The sequence below is a fragment of the Blautia sp. AF14-40 genome (genome assembly GCF_003479665.1).
Lineage (GTDB): Bacteria > Bacillota > Clostridia > Lachnospirales > Lachnospiraceae > Fusicatenibacter > Fusicatenibacter saccharivorans.
Window position 1 is genome coordinate 1 of the sequence record NZ_QUHK01000038.1, and the last position, 16,268, is coordinate 16,268.

20 protein-coding genes and 2 pseudogenes are annotated in these 16,268 nt (G+C 49.9%); 1 reads left to right on the forward strand and 21 read right to left on the reverse strand.

The features are described from left to right. Positions 1 to 141: 141 nt before the first annotated feature. From DWW13_RS16300 to DWW13_RS19115, 11 genes are all read right to left on the reverse strand, one after another. A complete protein-coding gene (locus DWW13_RS16300) occupies positions 142 to 1,812 on the reverse strand; it encodes a recombinase family protein (RefSeq protein WP_015540961.1) in 1,671 nt (556 codons plus the stop codon). Further along, the gene (locus DWW13_RS16305; RefSeq protein WP_055052370.1) at positions 1,813 to 2,010 is read right to left on the reverse strand and encodes a hypothetical protein; all 198 of its coding nucleotides are present in this window, start codon (positions 2,008 to 2,010) and stop codon (positions 1,813 to 1,815) included. It lies immediately after the preceding gene. Between the two features lie 253 nt (positions 2,011 to 2,263). Beyond that, the gene (locus DWW13_RS16310; protein ID WP_118720595.1) at positions 2,264 to 3,562 is read right to left on the reverse strand and encodes a virulence-associated E family protein; all 1,299 of its coding nucleotides are present in this window, start codon (positions 3,560 to 3,562) and stop codon (positions 2,264 to 2,266) included. A gap of 13 nt (positions 3,563 to 3,575) precedes the next feature. Further along, positions 3,576 to 4,220, reverse strand: a complete 645-nt coding sequence (locus DWW13_RS16315; RefSeq protein ID WP_055052369.1) for a CHC2 zinc finger domain-containing protein — start codon at positions 4,218 to 4,220, stop codon at positions 3,576 to 3,578. 71 nt (positions 4,221 to 4,291) lie between these two features. Continuing rightward, on the reverse strand, positions 4,292 to 5,881 hold the full coding sequence (gene mobQ, locus DWW13_RS16320) for a MobQ family relaxase (RefSeq protein WP_055052368.1): 1,590 nt from the start codon (positions 5,879 to 5,881) through the stop codon (positions 4,292 to 4,294). A gap of 149 nt (positions 5,882 to 6,030) precedes the next feature. Next, positions 6,031 to 6,687: an ABC-2 transporter permease gene (locus DWW13_RS16325; protein WP_015540957.1), complete on the reverse strand. Its 657-nt coding sequence runs from the start codon at positions 6,685 to 6,687 to the stop codon at positions 6,031 to 6,033. Then, positions 6,684 to 7,550, reverse strand: a complete 867-nt coding sequence (locus DWW13_RS16330; RefSeq protein WP_055052367.1) for an ABC transporter ATP-binding protein — start codon at positions 7,548 to 7,550, stop codon at positions 6,684 to 6,686. Before DWW13_RS16330 ends, DWW13_RS16325 begins: the two co-directional genes overlap by 4 nt. Position 7,551: 1 nt before the next feature. Next, positions 7,552 to 7,929 carry a GntR family transcriptional regulator gene (locus tag DWW13_RS16335; RefSeq protein ID WP_015540956.1) on the reverse strand — a complete coding sequence of 126 codons (378 nt, stop codon included), beginning with the start codon at positions 7,927 to 7,929 and terminating at the stop codon, positions 7,552 to 7,554. 347 nt (positions 7,930 to 8,276) lie between these two features. Next, positions 8,277 to 8,591, reverse strand: a complete 315-nt coding sequence (locus DWW13_RS16345; RefSeq protein ID WP_015540955.1) for a DUF3847 domain-containing protein — start codon at positions 8,589 to 8,591, stop codon at positions 8,277 to 8,279. Then, positions 8,588 to 8,926 carry a DeoR family transcriptional regulator gene (locus DWW13_RS16350; protein WP_015540954.1) on the reverse strand — a complete coding sequence of 113 codons (339 nt, stop codon included), beginning with the start codon at positions 8,924 to 8,926 and terminating at the stop codon, positions 8,588 to 8,590. Before DWW13_RS16350 ends, DWW13_RS16345 begins: the two co-directional genes overlap by 4 nt. After that, a complete protein-coding gene (locus DWW13_RS19115) occupies positions 8,927 to 9,118 on the reverse strand; it encodes a hypothetical protein (RefSeq protein ID WP_172455309.1) in 192 nt (63 codons plus the stop codon). It abuts the gene before it with no gap. 533 nt (positions 9,119 to 9,651) lie between these two features. Between DWW13_RS19115 and DWW13_RS16365 the strand changes: the two genes are divergently transcribed. After that, positions 9,652 to 10,473, forward strand: coding sequence for a helix-turn-helix domain-containing protein (locus DWW13_RS16365; RefSeq protein WP_015540952.1), 822 nt, complete (start codon positions 9,652 to 9,654; stop codon positions 10,471 to 10,473). Between the two features lie 45 nt (positions 10,474 to 10,518). Here DWW13_RS16365 and DWW13_RS16370 read toward each other — a convergent pair whose 3' ends face one another. The 10 genes and pseudogenes from DWW13_RS16370 to DWW13_RS20225 all read right to left on the reverse strand — a co-directional run. After that, entirely contained in the window at positions 10,519 to 11,283 is a 765-nt protein-coding gene (locus tag DWW13_RS16370) for an MBL fold metallo-hydrolase (RefSeq protein WP_015540951.1), read from the reverse strand. A 34-nt stretch (positions 11,284 to 11,317) separates the two neighbouring features. Further along, positions 11,318 to 11,737, reverse strand: coding sequence for a nuclear transport factor 2 family protein (locus DWW13_RS16375; RefSeq protein ID WP_015540950.1), 420 nt, complete (start codon positions 11,735 to 11,737; stop codon positions 11,318 to 11,320). Positions 11,738 to 11,755: 18 nt separating this feature from the next. Continuing rightward, a complete protein-coding gene (locus DWW13_RS16380) occupies positions 11,756 to 11,980 on the reverse strand; it encodes a helix-turn-helix domain-containing protein (protein ID WP_015540949.1) in 225 nt (74 codons plus the stop codon). 142 nt (positions 11,981 to 12,122) lie between these two features. Continuing rightward, a pseudogene (locus tag DWW13_RS20220) lies at positions 12,123 to 12,206 on the reverse strand (Maff2 family mobile element protein); the annotation flags it as partial. A gap of 36 nt (positions 12,207 to 12,242) precedes the next feature. Then, on the reverse strand, positions 12,243 to 13,853 hold the full coding sequence (locus DWW13_RS16385) for a recombinase family protein (protein WP_118720597.1): 1,611 nt from the start codon (positions 13,851 to 13,853) through the stop codon (positions 12,243 to 12,245). Positions 13,854 to 13,964: 111 nt separating this feature from the next. Further along, a complete protein-coding gene (locus DWW13_RS16390) occupies positions 13,965 to 14,153 on the reverse strand; it encodes a transposon-encoded TnpW family protein (RefSeq protein ID WP_002569233.1) in 189 nt (62 codons plus the stop codon). After that, entirely contained in the window at positions 14,150 to 15,004 is an 855-nt protein-coding gene (locus DWW13_RS16395) for an ATP-binding protein (protein WP_117888471.1), read from the reverse strand. Before DWW13_RS16395 ends, DWW13_RS16390 begins: the two co-directional genes overlap by 4 nt. Beyond that, positions 15,001 to 15,750, reverse strand: coding sequence for a phage replisome organizer N-terminal domain-containing protein (locus DWW13_RS16400; RefSeq protein WP_117888470.1), 750 nt, complete (start codon positions 15,748 to 15,750; stop codon positions 15,001 to 15,003). Before DWW13_RS16400 ends, DWW13_RS16395 begins: the two co-directional genes overlap by 4 nt. Beyond that, complete coding sequence (locus DWW13_RS16405) at positions 15,740 to 15,952, reverse strand: hypothetical protein (RefSeq protein ID WP_117536991.1); 213 nt, start codon at positions 15,950 to 15,952, stop codon at positions 15,740 to 15,742. Before DWW13_RS16405 ends, DWW13_RS16400 begins: the two co-directional genes overlap by 11 nt. A 184-nt stretch (positions 15,953 to 16,136) precedes the next feature. Continuing rightward, a pseudogene (locus DWW13_RS20225) lies at positions 16,137 to 16,268 on the reverse strand (relaxase/mobilization nuclease); the annotation flags it as partial.

Genomic DNA, 16,268 nt, shown 5'->3' on the forward strand with positions numbered 1-16,268 from the left:
ATAGTGCCGATAAGGGCAACGCCGCCGCCCGCCATGAGCTGTTTCATACCCAAATAGGTGTAGGAAACCGGCTCGATGGCGGGCGGCGGCGTGTCAAGAAATATCTATGGAGTTTTTTAAGAACCGCCCCGGCGGGGCAGGTCAGGCTGTGACCTGCTCCACTTCCGGGATGGGTTTGAGATTGAAATGAATTTCGATAGAAATGTGTCTTGTCTTATCGCTGTCTATGCTCTCATGGACAACGATTTCTTTAATCAGGCGGTTGAGGGTGGCGGCGTCCAGTTCCGTGATGTCGGCGTATTCCTGAATGGCTTCTACCCACTGGCGGGCGTCACACGCAAGCCGGATTTCATCGGCCAGCTTCTTCCGGCCTTCCTCAACCCTTGTTTTCAACTCGGCCTGTTCCTTCTGCGTCTTTTCCATCAGCAGATTGAAGTTCGCTTCGCTGATACGTCCGGCAACCATGTCCTCATACAGCCGCAGCACCATCTTTTCCAGAACGTCAATCCGTTCCTCGTCTTTGGCAAGGGAACGCTCCAACGCTTCCCGCTGGCCTTTCTGCTCGGCTTCGCAGGTGTCGGACAGCTTCTCGGCAACGGCCTCCCCGTCCATCAGGGCTGCTCTGGCGCACTCCCGGATTTTGTTCAGGACAAGCCGGTACAGGGTGTCGTACTCAACCCGGTGCTGGGAACAGTGCTGCTTTCCGTAGGCGTTGTAGGTCTTACAGGAATAAATCTGCTTCGGGTGCTTCTCGTTGGTGTAGCGGATAGTCAGCGACTTCCCGCACTCGCCGCATTTGATAAGCCCCGCAAACAGGCTGATTTCCCCGGTCTGGCGGGGGCGCTGCCGGGATTTCAGCTTGCGCTGCACGATGTCAAAGGTCTTGCGGTCAACAAGCGGCTCATGCTGGTTCTCCACGACAATCCATTCCTCCGGCTTTTTCTCCCCGATGGTGCCGATTTTGAAGCGGTATTCCTTCTTCTGGGAAGCGATAGCGCCGGTGTAGACGGGGTTCATCAGGATGTCCTTAATCACGGTAAAGTCCCAGATATACCGCCCGTTTACCGGGTCTTTCTTTTCCCACTTGGTTGACACGTTCCGCAGCCCCCGTACCCGGTTCCAGTAGGTCGGACAGGGGATTTTTTCTTCTTCCAGCCTGCGCCGGATGTAGTTGGGGCCGTGTCCTTCCAGCGCCCATGCAAACAGACGCCGGACAATGGGAGCTGTTTCCTCGTCAATCAGCAGGTGGTTTTTGTCCTCCGGGTCTTTCTGGTAGCCGAAGGGGGCAAGGCAGCCGGTAAACTGGCCTTTCTGGGCTTTCAGCAGATAAGAGGAATGAACCTTCTTGGAAATGTCCTTGCTGTACATCTCGTTGAGGATATTCTTGAACGGTGCAATGTCGTTGTTGTCCCGCATGGTGTCGATACCGTCATTCATGGCGATATACCGGACGCCGTGGCGGGGAAAGAAATCTTCAATCAGGAAGCCGGTCTGCAAGTAATTCCTACCCAGTCTGGATAGGTCTTTCGTTATCACAAGGTTGGCCTGCCTGCGCTCGATGGCTTTCAACATCCGTTTCAGGTCGGGGCGCTCCATGTTCAGCCCCGTGTAGCCATCGTCCTGATAGACTGCAACAACCTCCCATCCCTGCTTCTCGCAGTAGTTTTCCAGCATATCCCGCTGGTTTGCAATGCTGGCGCTCTCCCCGTCAAGGTCATCGTCCTTGGAAAGCCTGCAATAGATAGCCGCCCGGAAGCTGCCCGCCAGTATTGCGTCCATGCCTGTATATTCCATTCCGTTCATCATAACCATTTACCCGCACAATCCAGACGGAACACGGTCATGCTGAACCTTGTCTTTATTATACTCTAAATCTTGCTTTTTCACAAGATATTCTTTATCATTTCTCTGGCTGTATTTCTGTGCAATCAGGCTCACGAAAACGTCCGTAGCGTCCAGTTCGCCGTCAAATACCGTTGTGACATGGATTTCAGTTTTGCTTTTTGCCATAGGCAGTTACCTCCATAAATGAAATAAGCCAGACAGGAGAGGGTCGGCAACGAAGTCCGGCAACGGGCTTCAAAAAACCTCGAAAACAATCTCTGTCTGGCGGGTTACTGTTTATTTACTTTTTCTTTTATTTTTCTGTTGCTTTGGTTGTCAGAGGGGAGAAAAGCCCGCAGTTACGGGCTTTTTCCCGGCAACCGGCTCGGCAACGGGATAGCAACGGGGTCGGCAACCGGCTGTGGTTTCCCCGGATTTTTCAGAAGGGAAGTTCCATCTGCTCGGTCACTTCCACAAATCCGTCCGGCGTTTTTTCACGCCCGTTGTCAGCGCCCGTTGCCGGGGCTTCCCGTTCCCAGCCCCTTTGCCTGCCGTATCCTTCAAATATCCGGGGATTGGAGAAATACTTCCATCCCGTGATACAGTGGTTCATGATGTCGTTGACTTCCCGGATTTCCCATTGCTTCGGCTCGTCAAAGGGGTGGTTCAGGGCTTCCTTAAAAAGCTGCTTGGAGCATACGGCGCTGCCGGTGTAGCGGTCAAGGTATGCCTGTATCATCCCGGCCTTGGTGTCCTCCGGCATGAAATCCCGCTGGTGTTCTTTGAGGTACTGTATCATTTCGGGTGTAAAAGACAGCTTAAAATCGCCGCTTTTGTAGGTCGTCATGGCTTCCGCCCATACCTGTTCGATATAGGCTCTGGAAGCGGCTTCATCGTCCAAAATGTGTACCTCGGCCTGTTCAGGGTAGACCATGACCGGCAGGAAGCGCCGGTTCCCGGAACGGTCAAGGGGCAGGAAGTCCAGCGCATTGGAAGTCCCGCCAAACACGCATTGCCGCAGCCTGTCCTCCGGGTGGGTTTCGTAGGGGATTTTATAGACCTCCTTCTGGCGGCTTAAAAATGACTTGATTTCCTCTATGCTCTTGGCGTTGGCAGTGGCAATCATCTCCGACATTTCAATTATCCAGTGGCCTTGTAACTTCCGGTACACGTTATCATCGTCCAGCTTCCGCAAATCATCGGAAAACCACTCGTCCTTTACGGCCAGCAGCCGGAAGAAGGTGGATTTCCCGGCTCCCTGACCGCCTACCAGACAGAGCATGACCTCAAACTTACAGCCGGGGCTGAAAGCCCGGTGGATGGCTCCCAGCAGGAACAGCCGCAGGGAATGGTAAGTGAAGTTGTCCGTGTCGGCTCCCAGAAAGTGCCGCAGGCAGTAGCGGATACGCTCTTTCCCGTCCCAGACAAGGCCGCTCAGATAGTCCCGGATGGGATGGTAGCTGTTGGCGTCTGCGGCCAGATCGGCGGCGTCTGCTATCTTTTTCTCGCTGGTCAGGCCGTAGGTATCTTCCAGATACAGCCGGATATATTTCATATCCGTGTCGGTCATGGCCTTGCTGCCGGTTCTGCGTTTCCTGCCGATGGGCTTTAGAAGGTCAATGCGCTCGGTCAGGAGATTTTTCGCAACCGCCCCGGAAAGGATGGGGTCATACTGGAACACGGTAAGGCAGTTGTGGATACTGTTCCGCACGCCGCCTTTCTCGGTGCTTTCCAGCATGGCCTTGACTTCCTCAACGCTCCGGGGCGGGGGTGCGGCTTCGATGGTGTCTGTCACGGCCTGCCGCAGTTCGGGCGGCAAGGTCTGCCATTCTCCGCTCAAGGTTCCTCACTTCCTTTCCGTAGCTGGCAATCAGGGCAGCCCGTTCCTCTATGTCGGAGAACAGCAGCACATCCAGCAGATATTCCACATGGGCTTGTTTCTGCAAGGCTTCCACGAAAAGCGGGTGCCATTCCTCGTCCGGTGTCTTGGGGGCATAGTCCCGCTTCCAGCGGCGCAGCAGATTGTGATAGTCGGACAGTACCCGGAAACAGTGGCGTTCCATGCGCTTAAATTGTTGCTCCGGGCTTTCCTGCCGGGGCTGGGGGCGGCGGCTCCTGCTTGGCGGCTCCTTATCCTCATAGGGGATGGAGAAGTCCTGCGCCAGCATGAGGGCGGCTTCCTTGGGGCTGACGTTTTCCAGACGGGAAACAAAGTCAATCACATCCCCGTCTGCCTGACAGCCGAAGCAATGGAAGCGCCGGTCAACCTTCATGCTGGGATTTTTATCGTCATGGAAGGGGCAGACGCACATCCCGTTTCTTCCTACCCGGATACCGTAATGCTCAGCAGCCTGCCGGGTGGTAACAGACTGCTTCACGGCTTCAAATACGTTCAATAGGCAAATCCTCCTGAAAATAAGAAAAGCGCCTGCCATTCTCACGGGGAAAATAGCAAGCGCCTGATTGGTTAAAGTTCCATATCCTGTTTTTGCTGGCGGCGGGGCGTCTGGCGTTTCTCTGCCTGTTCCTCCCGGATACGCTGCTCCCGGCCTTTGACTGCCTGCTGGATGGATGGTTTCTTTCCCGGCTCTGCGGTCTGGCGGTACTGCTCGGATGGCAAAACCTGATTGAGCCAGTGGCGCACATCCCGCAAAATCTTCACATCCTCCTGTACGGCAGTCAGTGCTTCCGTCTTGGAAGCGATATTCTCTGAAAGCTGTGCCTGTTCCCCGGCCAGCTTCTTCGTGCTGTACTTCGCCCCATCAAGGTGAACCTTGAAATACCGCAGGGCAGCGTTGTAGGCGTCCAGTTCCTCCTTATGGTCGGCGGCAAATTTCTCCTTGGGTTTCTTCCAGCGGATAGCAGCATATTTCGCATGAACCGGCTTGTTTGCTTCAAAGTTCCCGATATGGAAAAGCAGCCGGTCAATCTCTTTCACACGTTTCTCCATCGGCCTGATTTCCTCACGGATGGAAACGGCCTGTGCGCTGGCTTCATCCAGATAGGCGTCAAGGCTCTCCACGGTGGAAATCTCTTTCTGCCGCAGGAAATCAAGGGCTTCCATGACCTTGTTGAAATCGCCAACAGTGCCTTTCAGCTTCCCCTTGGAAGTCCAGCCGGTGCGTTCCTCACTCCGCATATCCAGATACCGGGAAAGCAGTTCGGGGATGGTCGGCTCCTTTGCCTGTTCCAGTGCTTCCAGCAGCGCCGCTTTTTTCTCTTTCAGGCCGGACAGCCAGCCCTTTAAGCTGCGTACCATCTGCCGGATAGACTGCATGAGGGAATTGGCGGCTTTGATGTCCCGGTTCAGGTTGCCGATGTTGGTCTGTATGCCTTTCTTCTCCAACTGGCTGACCGCTGGCCCCATGTGGACGGTGGGGATTTTATCAATCCCCTGTCGGGCATAGGAGCGAAGGTCAAGGCGCTCCGGGCTGCCGATGGCTTCCAGATAGCGGTTTGCTGTGTCAGCCCAGCCCTGCCGCCATATCTCGGCGTACTTCTGGTCGTTCCAGTCCACGGTGTCCTCCTTGTGGCTTTTCCATCTGCCGGACGCAAGCCGGATACGCTCGCCGTTCTCGTCAAGGTCGTAGACCTTCCGGCTCTTAGGGAGCCATTTCCCGGTTTCGTCCATCGCCCGCATGGTAAGAAGGATGTGGGCGTGGGGATTTCCGTCCCCCTTGTCATGGATGGCAAAGTCAGCAATCATGCCTTTGGAAACAAAAAACTCCCGGCAGTAGTCCCGGATAAGGTCGGCGTACTGTGACCGGGGAAGTTCCCTCGGTATGGCAAGCACGAACCTCCGGGCAAGCTGGGAGTTCCATTGTTTTTCTATGGCTTCGGCGGCGTTCCACAAGGTATTCCGGTCTGCGTACTCCGGCGGGGCATGGGGCGGCAGCATGATTTCGGTGTGGACGATTTCACTTTTATGGGAATAGTATTTCTGCTTCTGGTCGTATTCAGAAAACAGCCGTTCCCCGCTCTGGTAGGCGGCAGACGCAACGGCTGACTGGCGCTTGCTGCGCTGGATGATTTTCACATCAAAGTGCGGGCATGGCAAGTCGTGTCCTCCTTTCTCCCGGCGTCCAGGCAAAAAAAGAGCAGGGAACCTGTTTCAAGATTTCCTGCTCGGTGGTGCCGCCGGTGGTGCCGCCGGTGGCGGCTGGTATTCAGTTTTGAAAGTTCGGGTCAGGTTGGCCCGATTTCAATTTAATATTCGCAGTGTTGAAAAATTTGTTTTGTCAAAACACAAGAGAATATAAAAGTAATTATAGTGATTGCCGTGACAACCAATAAGCTGATATAGTACAAAGTATCTGAAACATTTCCATCAGAAAATGTATTAACTAACATAGTCAATGCGAATACTATGCCTATCGAACCAATCACACTTATAATCAGAATGACTTCTGTTTTCTCTGCTCCCCATAAATAGTAAAGTGGATAAGAAAAGGCTCCAATTAGAATAGCCAGTATTCCGCCGCCTAATACTAATGTGATAGCGTCACGGAAACCATAATAAAAGTATTGGTCGCCATGAATAAAAACTGTGAGGGTCATAAAAACAGCCACAATCACAACCCCAGATATACTCCATATTGTATGACTAATATATTGACTTTCAATAATGGCTTTTCGTCTAACCGGGAGAGTGAGTTTATATTTTTCCCATTTAGATGCGCTTTCTTTACGCACACATGAAACCATCAAAAGTGCAATTATCGGTGGAGCTATGAGAGAAAAAGCAGAAAGCAATGTTGCTTCCCCTGTTATAAGTAAAAGTACACCTACAAGCATTACAAATGCAAGTGCGATTTTCAGGTTTTCAATAACTCCATAGAAATTATTTTTCAAAAGACCTTTCATTTCTGTTCTCCTTTTACCAGTATTAGCATTATTTCATCAATCGTTGCATGGTCAATAACAATACCAGCATACTTTCGTTCGGCGGCTTCCTTATTATTAACCAGCACATCAATCTGATAATCTTGTCTGCGATAAGCAAGAATGTCACTTTTATCTAAATTTTCAAATTGTTTCTCTTTGCAACGCAATATGGCATATTTATAAATCAGATTATCTTTTGACTCGGTTAGAATAATGCGCCCTTGATGGATGAAAGTAATGTAATCTGCTATTTTTTCCAAATCACTTGTGATATGAGAAGAAAGTAAAATAGAATGATCGTCCTCACCAACAAAGTCCAGAAAAACCTCTAACATCTCATCTCTCATAATAGGGTCAAGGCCACTGGTAGCTTCATCTAAAATTAGCAACTTCGGATGATGCGATAATGCGACTGCGATTGCCAATTTCATTGTCATTCCTTTTGAATATTTTCCAATTTTCTGTTTCTCGTTTAGCCGGAATGTTTTTAAATATTTTTGAAACAAACTATTATCCCATTGAGAGAAAATTCCTTGCATAATCTCGGAAATTTGTTTGGCAGTAAGGTATTTCGGGAAATTATCCCCATCATAGACAACACCAATATCATTCCTCAATACGGTATCCTCGTCTTTCATTTCTTTCTCAAAGATTTGAATGGAACCAGAATTGCGGAACAGCGTATTCAAAATACAGCCTATGGTTGTTGTCTTACCAGCACCATTCTCCCCAACGAACCCCATAACAGACCCCATAGGTACTTCAAAAGACACATTATCCAAAAGAAAATCTGACGTTTCATAGGTCTTGCATACATTATCAAGTTTCAAAGCATAATTCATTTTATTCGTCCTCCATATAAAACATTGTGAGCAATTCCGTTAGTTTAGATAAAGGAATGTTGCTTACACGTCCAATATTAGCGGCAGCTTGCAAATGTTCTTCGGCAATACGTTGCTGTTCTTCTTGATAAAATTCCTTGTTTCGTGCTGATACAAAACTACCTCTGCCAACAGTTGTTTCAATAAAACCGTCCCTTTGCAAATCTTCATACGCCTTTTGGACGGTTATAACGCTAACGTGAATAGATTTAGCCAATGAACGCATTGAGGGGATGGCGTCTCCTGCTTGCAATTCTCCACTCATTATCATAGCTTTAATCTGTGTTGTTATTTGCTCGTATATTGGCTTATTTGCATTATTGCTGATTATGATTTCCATGCTTCACCGCCTTCACTTTAAAATGTACTGTATGTACAAGTACATTATATTCACATTCGGATTGGGTGTCAACAGAAAATTTATGAATGAATTTTAAACTTGCTGAACGGAACAGCTTGCAACGCAAGGTGCTTCCGGGCGGCAAGTCCACAAAGGGGTAGCTGGCGGCAGCCAGCGCAGGGGAAGTGTAGCTTCCCCTGTGATGATTGGCAGGAGTCGGAACGCTGCGGGCAATCATCCGCTTTCCGCAGGAAGCCCCCGGCAGGGCGCAACACACTACCTTCAGGTGGTGTATAGTTGCGCCCTCTTTCAGAGGGGTAGCCCACGGGCTGCGGCTCTGGAAGCAATTATGGCCGTTCCCGGCCTTTGTCCTCTCCCTGAAAATCGCCGTTTCCGGCGAACACTTTTTCCATAAGCTGCCGGGTGCTGTCCTGCCGGAACAGTAGCTTCAAGAACAAACTGACCTGTTCATCCGTGATAGCTTCCGGGTGGGGAAGGTAGCTTTCCAGCATGGCGGCTCTGGTACAAAGCCGGTGTGTCCGTTCCTTCCGTGTCAACGCCTTTATCTGGTGTTCCAATATCTTTTCTTCATGCTGCGCTCTCCGCAGCTTCTTTTCCGTTTTCTCTATTTCCTGATTGAGTGCTTCCAGCTTTTCATTCATAAGCGTCTGTCCTCCTTCTTTGGAATGAGTACATATATCTTGTTGGGTTCCCCGAAGCCCTGACGCACCCGCAGTATCAGTCCGGCGTCCTCCAATTCATTCAGGGAACGCTTCACGGTCATTGTGCTGCGGGCAAGTGCCGCCGCCAGTTCCACGATGGGGAAATGGATAAATAAAATCCCGTTGGTGTCCTCTATGCCGGACAGGAAAACAATATCCAACATCCGGGCGTACATGACCTTTGCGGTGCTGCTGATCGGGAGCCGCAGCATGGCTCTCGGCAGCGGCATACAGGGCGGCAGGGTGGTGTCTGCGGTCATAAATTCAACATCCATTCAATCGGTGTCCTCCTTTACTTTTCGTTTTGAGCGTTTGGAAAGATAATGGGGGCAGTCCACAATGACCGCCCGGAAACTCTGCTTACAAGTTCGCTGGCATTTCCGGCAAAGGTCGTTGTACGTTACCCGCCCCCGTTCATTGAGGAAGAAAGACAGTTCCAGCTTCCTCTTTTTCGGCATTCTCGGCATGGTGCCTCCTTAAACAAAAATCCGCCCATTTCAGCCGTAACAGCCGCAATAGACGGATAGCAGATTTTAGTGTCGTGTTTCGGGGCGATTTTCAGGGAAAAAGCGGCCATAGAACCGCCCGAAAATCCCCCGCAGTATTACGGATAGGGTAGACTATGCCCTATCGGATTGTTGTGTTTCGGTATCAATTCGGTGTTCATTTTCGCCGGTTCTCCCTGATGTCGTTCCTGCCCCTGGCTCTCACAACGGCGTTTCGCTCCCTTTGGTACGCTCGTTGCGGTCATGGTTCCTCCATTTCCCTGCCGCAAGTCATTGCGCTACATCGCCGGGGAGCATATCCCATACAGGCCGGTCATTCGATTGGAATAATCCATCGATGAACTAAGCCCATTATGGCACATTTTTGAGCCTTCTCCCGTATATCCACAAAGTAGGAAAACCGCCCCGAAATCGAAAATTTCCACGATTGCGGAACGGGTATGGTATAATGGAATTGACGGCGGCAGCCAGCCGCAGGAAGGAGCGATGTATCTATGAAAACCCGCATTTCCGTACAGGAACGCCTGAAAGATTTACGGGTAGAACGGGGCTTAAATCTGGAAGAACTGGCGCAGGAAACCGGCATTTCAAAATCAGCCCTCGGCAGCTATGAAAACGACAATGATGAATACAAGGAAATCAATCACGGCAGCCTGCTGAAGCTGGCAGACTTCTATAAAGTGTCCGTTGACTATCTGCTCGGCCTTACCAACAATCGGAAATATGAAAACACACCGATAGAAGAACTGCATTTGAGTGATGAAGTCGTGGAACTGCTGAAAAGTGAACGCTTCAACAACCGGCTGCTGTGTGAGATTATCTCCCATGAAAAATTCAAGGAACTGCTGGCAGACGCAGAAATCTATGTGGATGGGATAGCAACCATGCACTTCCATGACACAAACAGCTCACTGGCTGCTTTACGGGCTATGATACTGGAAGAACATCCCGAAGCTACGGCAGACCGGGCAATCAAAATATTGGAAGCCTGTCAGGTAGAGGAAGAAGATTTCTTCTGCCATGTGACGCACAAAACATGGGACGTTATTCTCCACGACATACGCAAGGCGCACGAAAATGACAATGAAAGTGCGCCGGATACCACTCCCGCCGATGAACTGATACGGGAAGTACAAAAGGCCATGCAATCGCCGGGGGACAGGGTTCAGCAATTCACGGAGATGTTCTGTAAGGCGTTCCAGCTTAAATATAAGCGGCTCTCACAAGAGGAACGAAGCCTTTTGAAGAAACTGTTCAAGAAATCCCCGCTGATAAAACAGTCCGGTATGAACTTCCGGCGCAGGCCGTGGAAATGAAAACTGCCGTTGTGGGAATGGTTGTTCCTGCAACGGCAGCTTTGATTATATATGAATTTGGAAATCCTGAAACTTAAACAATCCATTTCCCTGTTTGAGTTTTCCGGCTCTCTCTAATTGTGCAAATCCGGCTTCAATATCGGCTATCAAAGAAACGGGAATATCCAACTGATGGTGTCCGGGCAGAACTTTTTTTATATTGTATTTCCGTATTCGCCTTATAGATTGATAGAATAGCTTCGGGTCGGTAGTTGGGTAAAATGCGTCCAGGCTTCCCTTGTATATCAAATCCCCGGAATACAAATAGTTTCGTTCTGGTTCGTAAAAGCAACAATGTCCGGGAGAATGTCCCGGCGTGTGAACAACTTGAATTTCCCGCCCGCCTAAATTTAGAAAATCGCCATCGTGTAAAATTCTTTGTGGGATACCTTGAAAAATCTGATAAGCGTTAATATCAAAATCTCTTGGAAAATCACAAGGAAGCCTTGTCAAATTATTCTTCACAACTTGCAATGGTATCGGAAACCTGACCGATAGCCAGTCCTTTTCCGCTTCATGTACGGCGATATTATCAAAATACTTATGCCCGCCAATGTGATCCCAATGAACATGAGTTGTAACTGTCATAACAGGCAGCTTTGTCAGAGAGTCCACAATTTTTCTGATGTTGGAAACGCCTAAACCTGTATCAATGAGAATAGCATATTTTTCCCCACATAATAGATAACAATGTGTTTCTTCCCAGTGCTTGTATTCGCTAATAGAGAATGTATCACGGTCTATTTGCTCAATGGTAAACCAATTATCCATTCCGTATAATTACCTCCGGCAACTGAATTTCCAGTTAAAACCACTTTGCATTTTCATCTCTGAAATGTGGTATATTGCCATCTTTATAAGGGTCATACCGATTTTCGTTACAACCAAATTCTTTTAAGAGAGCAATCTTGCCATCTGGCGTCCATTCTATCAGTGACATTCCATCAAACGCTTCTACGTTACCGGCGTCCATCTTATTTTTGAAATACCATTCAACAATGGTTTGATTGCCTTTATGGAAAAATTGCTTGATGTCCCATTGCAAGACAGTTCCACGGGTATTCCATTCCTCAAACCAAAGTTTTATTTTCTTGGAGCCGTGGTACTCTGGCCCCCAACTTTCAATATATACGGCATTATCAGAAAATACATTAAATATACCCAAATCTTTTTTTGCAAGCCACATATCAAACCAAAGTCTGATAATTCTTTCTCTATTGTCCATTTCGCAGCGCCTTCCTTGTCAATTTAATTTTTCAGCGTCTTTGTCCTGCTCTAATTCAATTACATCCAAAATGCCACAATTCAGGGCTTCGCAGATACGAACCAGCGTTTCCATGCTGATGTTTTTGCCTTTACCCATGTTGGCAATCATATTTGTGGTAAGACCGGCGGCAATCCGCAAGTCCTCTTTCCTCATGTTGCGCTCAACCAGCGTGTGCCAGAGGGGTTTATAGCTTATGTGCATTTATCCTCCTGCCTTTCTCCCGGTTTCGGGGTTCCTGTTCCCATTATATCAAAATTCTTGCTAACTCACAAACATTTCTTGACACAACCGCCGGTTCCGTCTGGATTGTGCTTTTCCTTTCTTCTCTTGATTACATCTACTTAGCCATAAGCTGCTTAATGCCCTGTGATTTTACTGATGTGTGATAAAGAAGTAATAGAAGTGTAAAAAATTTTGCCGTTCCTATCCGGCACTTAGCTCTTGTGTCGGATAGGTCGGGCGGTTATTCGGGCAAGTCCACTTTGCCAACAAAAGAATAATAAATCTCAATGTCCTGTCTGCGGGTCTTGTTCTCGTCATAGCTGCACTCATGCACAACGATTTTCTCTACAAACTCCCGCAGCAGAGTAGGGGTAAGTTCTTCAAAGCTGGTATGCCGCCGAACAACATTCATAAACTTTTCTGCGTTCACGGTGGCTTCCTGTGCTTTGGAAAGCTCCGCTTGGATAGCAGCGGCTCTTTCTTTCAGCTCCCGTTGTTCTGCTTCATAGTCTGCCGACAGCTCTGTGAAACGCTCGTCTGATATGCGCCCGGTCACGCTGTCCTCATACAGCCGCTTGAAGATAGCGGATAACTCGGCTATACGTTTCTCGGTGGCTTCCAGCTCCTTTTTCTTGGCGGCGTTCCTGCGCTTGCCCCCGTCCTCGTTCTGCTCAATCAAGAGCTTCATAAACCGAGCTTCATGCTTTGCCGCATAGCTTGTCACTTTCCGCAGATTGGAGAGTACACCAGCGGTCAAAAGGTCGGTGCGGATGAAGTGCGCCGTACAGTCATGGGTGCGTTTCTTGTAGTTGCCGCAGATATAACAGTCCTGCTTGCGCTTGTCCGTCTGGTATCGCTGCTGGTACATGACGCTGCCGCAGTCCGCACAGAACAGTATGCCGGAGAACAAGCCCACTTCATCATAGCGGTTGGGGCGTTTGCGCTGCTTGCGAAGCTCCTGCACCCGTTCCCATGTCTGGGTGTCTATGATAGGCTCGTGGTGGTTCTCGAAAATCACTTGCTTTTCCTCCGGGTTTTCTACGCTGTGCTTGACTTTGTAAGAGAGTTTTTCCGTCTTGAAGTTTACCAGGCAGCCTGTGTATTCCCGGTTTTCAAGGATATGCACAACGGTATTGGTCGCCCACTTGCACTCATAGCCGGGGTGGTAGCGGCGGGTGCTGCCCGTCCTGCGGTATTCCAGCGTCCCCGGCGTGGGGATTTGCTGCTCTGTGAGCATACGGGCTATCTTGGTCGGACCGTTCCCGGCAAGGCAGAGGTTGTATATCTGCTTAACTACGGGTGCAGCTTCATCGTCAATAATGAAATTTTCGTCCTCGTCCATGAGGTAGCCATACACAGGTTTGCTTGTGATTGGCTTGCCACTCATACCTTTTGAGCGTTTTACTGCTTTGATTTTCTTGCTCGTATCTCTCACCAGCCATTCGTTAAAGATATTCCGCAGCGGGGCAAAGTCATTGTCGCCCTGTGCGCTGTCCACTCCGTCATTGATAGCGATGAAGCGGACGCCTTTCTGTGGGAAAACCATTTCCGTGTACATTCCCACTTGCAGGTAGTTTCGCCCTAACCTCGACATATCCTTTACGATAACTGTCCCGACTTTTCCGGCTTCAATGTCCGCAAGCATGGCTTGAAAACCGGGTCTTTGAAAGTTCGCACCAGAATAACCGTCGTCCGTGTACCAGCGCAGATTGGAAAAGCCGTTCTGCTTTGCATAGGTCTCAAGAATACGCTTCTGGTTGGAAATGGAATTGCTCTCGCCTTGCAGCTCGTCCTCATGGGAAAGTCTTGGGTAAAGGGCGGTAATTGGGTGTTGGTTGGTCTGTCTTAACATAAAATCCTCCGTTTCCGACAGCCAGCCCCACTATTCCGTACCTTGATTGTACCACATGGGGCGGCTGTCTGTATAGCGGCAAAAGCGTCAAATCTGCTTCTTTATGGTCGGTCAAATCGCCGTTTTTTGTGTAGCAGCTTCCGCTTCCAGCACTTTCATCATCTTGTCGGCTGCGGTGTCGGTTGCGCCCTGCTTGAAGAAGCCGGAAACGGTAAGGACGGAGTTGCCCATGCGGATTTCCGTTACACAGTCCGGGCGGCGGTCTGTTTTGGTGGTGCTTGTCTGTTTGGTTTCTGTCATAGGCTCTCCTTTCGCTGCTTCATCAGTTGCTTTAAGCGTTCCAGCTTTTCCTGTGCGGTTTCCTTTCGGAAATTGCTGCCCGTGAAGCGAACGGGGGCGCACATGGAAGTCAGCCTGTCATAGATACGGGCATGGGGCGTGTCCTGCGGGTGCTGCAATTCCTCCAGCGTGAGGTTGGTCGTGGCGATCAGCGGCTTGCCGCTTCGGTAACGGCTGTCAATCACGCTATAAACCTGTTCCAGCCCGTATTCTGTTCCTCGCTCCATACCAAAATCATCAAGTATCAGCAGGGGGTAGCTGCAAAGGCGGGAAATATATTCGTTCCTGCCATCAAAGCTGGCGGCAAGGTCATTGAGTATGGTTGCAAAGTTTGTCATACAGACGGCAACCTCTTTCTCCATAAGGGCGTTGGCGATACAGGCGGCAAGGTAGCTTTTTCCTGTCCCCACGCCGCCCCAAAACAGGTAGCCGATATTTTCAGCCTGCATGGTTTCCCAGCTCTCCACATAAAAGCGGGCAGTTTCGGTCTGTGGGTTTCTGCCGTTGTCATGCTCAAATGTCCAGTTCCGCATAGCGGGGTCGGTAAAGCCCCGGCGCTTCAAGTCCTCCACTTTTTCAAGGTGCTTCTGTCGGCTTTCGGCGGCTTGCTGCTTTTCACGGGCTGCTCGCTGGCAGTCGCAGTCTGTTGGGTGGCGGTCACGCCCGAAACAGGTCTTTCCCTCTGCAAAGTAGGCTTCTTTGGGCGTATGGCACTTGCCGCAGTATAAAAGCCCGTCCTCGCCTGTGTAGTCCTCCGCTTCGGCGGTAGTGGCTGTAATGTCCGTAATCATAGCTTCCATCTCGTTTTTCATAAGCTCTCGCCCTCCTTGCATGAATAATCGGGTATGCCCTGTTTCGGGGCAGCCTTGCCTTTGGCAGTGTCCTCCTGCGCCCACTTGTAAATGGTGGCTGCATGGCTGTGGTACTGCTTCCCGGTGGAAGCGATATGGCAGGAAAGCCGGTCAATATAATACTCCCACTTGTCGGGCAGCTCTGTTTTCAGCCCGGAAAGCTCTGTATCGGTCAGTATCACATTGTTGTATCTGCCATAAGCGGCGGGGGCGGGGTGTCCCGTTTCTCCCTCTCTCTCTTTTTCTATCTCTATCTCTTTCTCTAACTCTATCTCTTTCTCTGGTGGACGAATGTCGGACAAATGTCCGCCTTTTGTCCGGGGCGGTAAAAGTGCCTTGTTTTCCAGCCTTGCAGCCCGTTTTCGCTCGGCTTCGGTAGAGGACTGTCCTATCATCAGCTCAATGTCGGTCATATAGAAAGCCCCGCTGTCAAGCTGCTCCACAAGCCCCAACTGCCGGAAAATCTCTAAAGCCCTCTCAACTGTCCCTATCTGGTGGCGGGTCAGTGTCGCTATCATCTGCGCTGTGTAGGGGATATGCTCGTCAAGCTGCAACTTCCCGCCGTTTTTCAGCGATTTTAAGTACAGCTTCAAGAGAATATTGGAATATAAAATCCCGTCTTTCATATCTTCCAGCAGTACAATGGAGTCGCTGTCAAAAAAGTTCTCTTTCAGCTTGAGGTAGTAATACTTGCGGTTATCTGCCATTGTCCCTGTCCTCCTTTTTCCGGCGTTTGGAGTAGTAGCGGGGGCAGAGTATGATAACCGCCCGGAAGCTCTGCTTGCAGCTATGGGTACAGCTCCGGCAGAGGTCGTTGTATGTGATACGGTCGCAGGTGGTATTCCCGATTTTTACTTGCCGCAGGAAAAAAGACCATTCCAGCCGCCGTTTCTTGCTCATTCTTGGCATGGGTGCGCTCCTTTCTGCCGTTTCCGCTGGTGTGGCGGTATCGGCGGTAATTCTGTATTATCTCGGTATCATTTTCGGGGTTTTTCTGCCCTGTAAGCCCGTTAAAAAATCCTTTGGTATTGCGGATAGGGTACGGGGCAGCCCCCTTGTTCTGTATGGGTTCGGGTACATTTTGGGGTGGTTTTTATCGCTCCTGTTCCTGCCTTTTCACAGGCTTGCGTTCCCGGCGTAAAATCTGGTCGATATTGCCCTTGACGGTCTGTAAGCGGCGGTATTCCTCCCGTTTTGCCCGGTAATCGTTGTAGCCGCTGTTTTT

Bases quoted from the DNA above. Each gene is read 5' to 3' on its own strand.
- DWW13_RS16350 (WP_015540954.1), bottom strand. From the start codon at position 8,926: ATGGATGTTGAATTTATGACCGCAGACACCACCCTGCCGCCCTGTATG.
- DWW13_RS16395 (WP_117888471.1), bottom strand. From the start codon at position 15,004: ATGAAAAACGAGATGGAAGCTATGATTACGGACATTACAGCCACTACC.
- DWW13_RS16390 (WP_002569233.1), bottom strand. From the start codon at position 14,153: ATGACAGAAACCAAACAGACAAGCACCACCAAAACAGACCGCCGCCCG.
- DWW13_RS16365 (WP_015540952.1), top strand. From the start codon at position 9,652: ATGAAAACCCGCATTTCCGTACAGGAACGCCTGAAAGATTTACGGGTA.
- DWW13_RS16325 (WP_015540957.1), bottom strand. From the start codon at position 6,687: ATGAAAGGTCTTTTGAAAAATAATTTCTATGGAGTTATTGAAAACCTG.
- DWW13_RS16335 (WP_015540956.1), bottom strand. From the start codon at position 7,929: ATGGAAATCATAATCAGCAATAATGCAAATAAGCCAATATACGAGCAA.
- DWW13_RS19115 (WP_172455309.1), bottom strand. From the start codon at position 9,118: ATGCCGAGAATGCCGAAAAAGAGGAAGCTGGAACTGTCTTTCTTCCTC.
- DWW13_RS16405 (WP_117536991.1), bottom strand. From the start codon at position 15,952: ATGCCAAGAATGAGCAAGAAACGGCGGCTGGAATGGTCTTTTTTCCTG.
- DWW13_RS16310 (WP_118720595.1), bottom strand. From the start codon at position 3,562: ATGCTGGAAAGCACCGAGAAAGGCGGCGTGCGGAACAGTATCCACAAC.
- DWW13_RS16380 (WP_015540949.1), bottom strand. From the start codon at position 11,980: ATGCACATAAGCTATAAACCCCTCTGGCACACGCTGGTTGAGCGCAAC.
- DWW13_RS16300 (WP_015540961.1), bottom strand. From the start codon at position 1,812: ATGGTTATGATGAACGGAATGGAATATACAGGCATGGACGCAATACTG.
- DWW13_RS16375 (WP_015540950.1), bottom strand. From the start codon at position 11,737: ATGGACAATAGAGAAAGAATTATCAGACTTTGGTTTGATATGTGGCTT.
- DWW13_RS16305 (WP_055052370.1), bottom strand. From the start codon at position 2,010: ATGGCAAAAAGCAAAACTGAAATCCATGTCACAACGGTATTTGACGGC.
- DWW13_RS16400 (WP_117888470.1), bottom strand. From the start codon at position 15,750: ATGGCAGATAACCGCAAGTATTACTACCTCAAGCTGAAAGAGAACTTT.
- DWW13_RS16330 (WP_055052367.1), bottom strand. From the start codon at position 7,550: ATGAATTATGCTTTGAAACTTGATAATGTATGCAAGACCTATGAAACG.
- DWW13_RS16370 (WP_015540951.1), bottom strand. From the start codon at position 11,283: ATGGATAATTGGTTTACCATTGAGCAAATAGACCGTGATACATTCTCT.
- DWW13_RS16345 (WP_015540955.1), bottom strand. From the start codon at position 8,591: ATGAATGAAAAGCTGGAAGCACTCAATCAGGAAATAGAGAAAACGGAA.
- DWW13_RS16385 (WP_118720597.1), bottom strand. From the start codon at position 13,853: ATGTTAAGACAGACCAACCAACACCCAATTACCGCCCTTTACCCAAGA.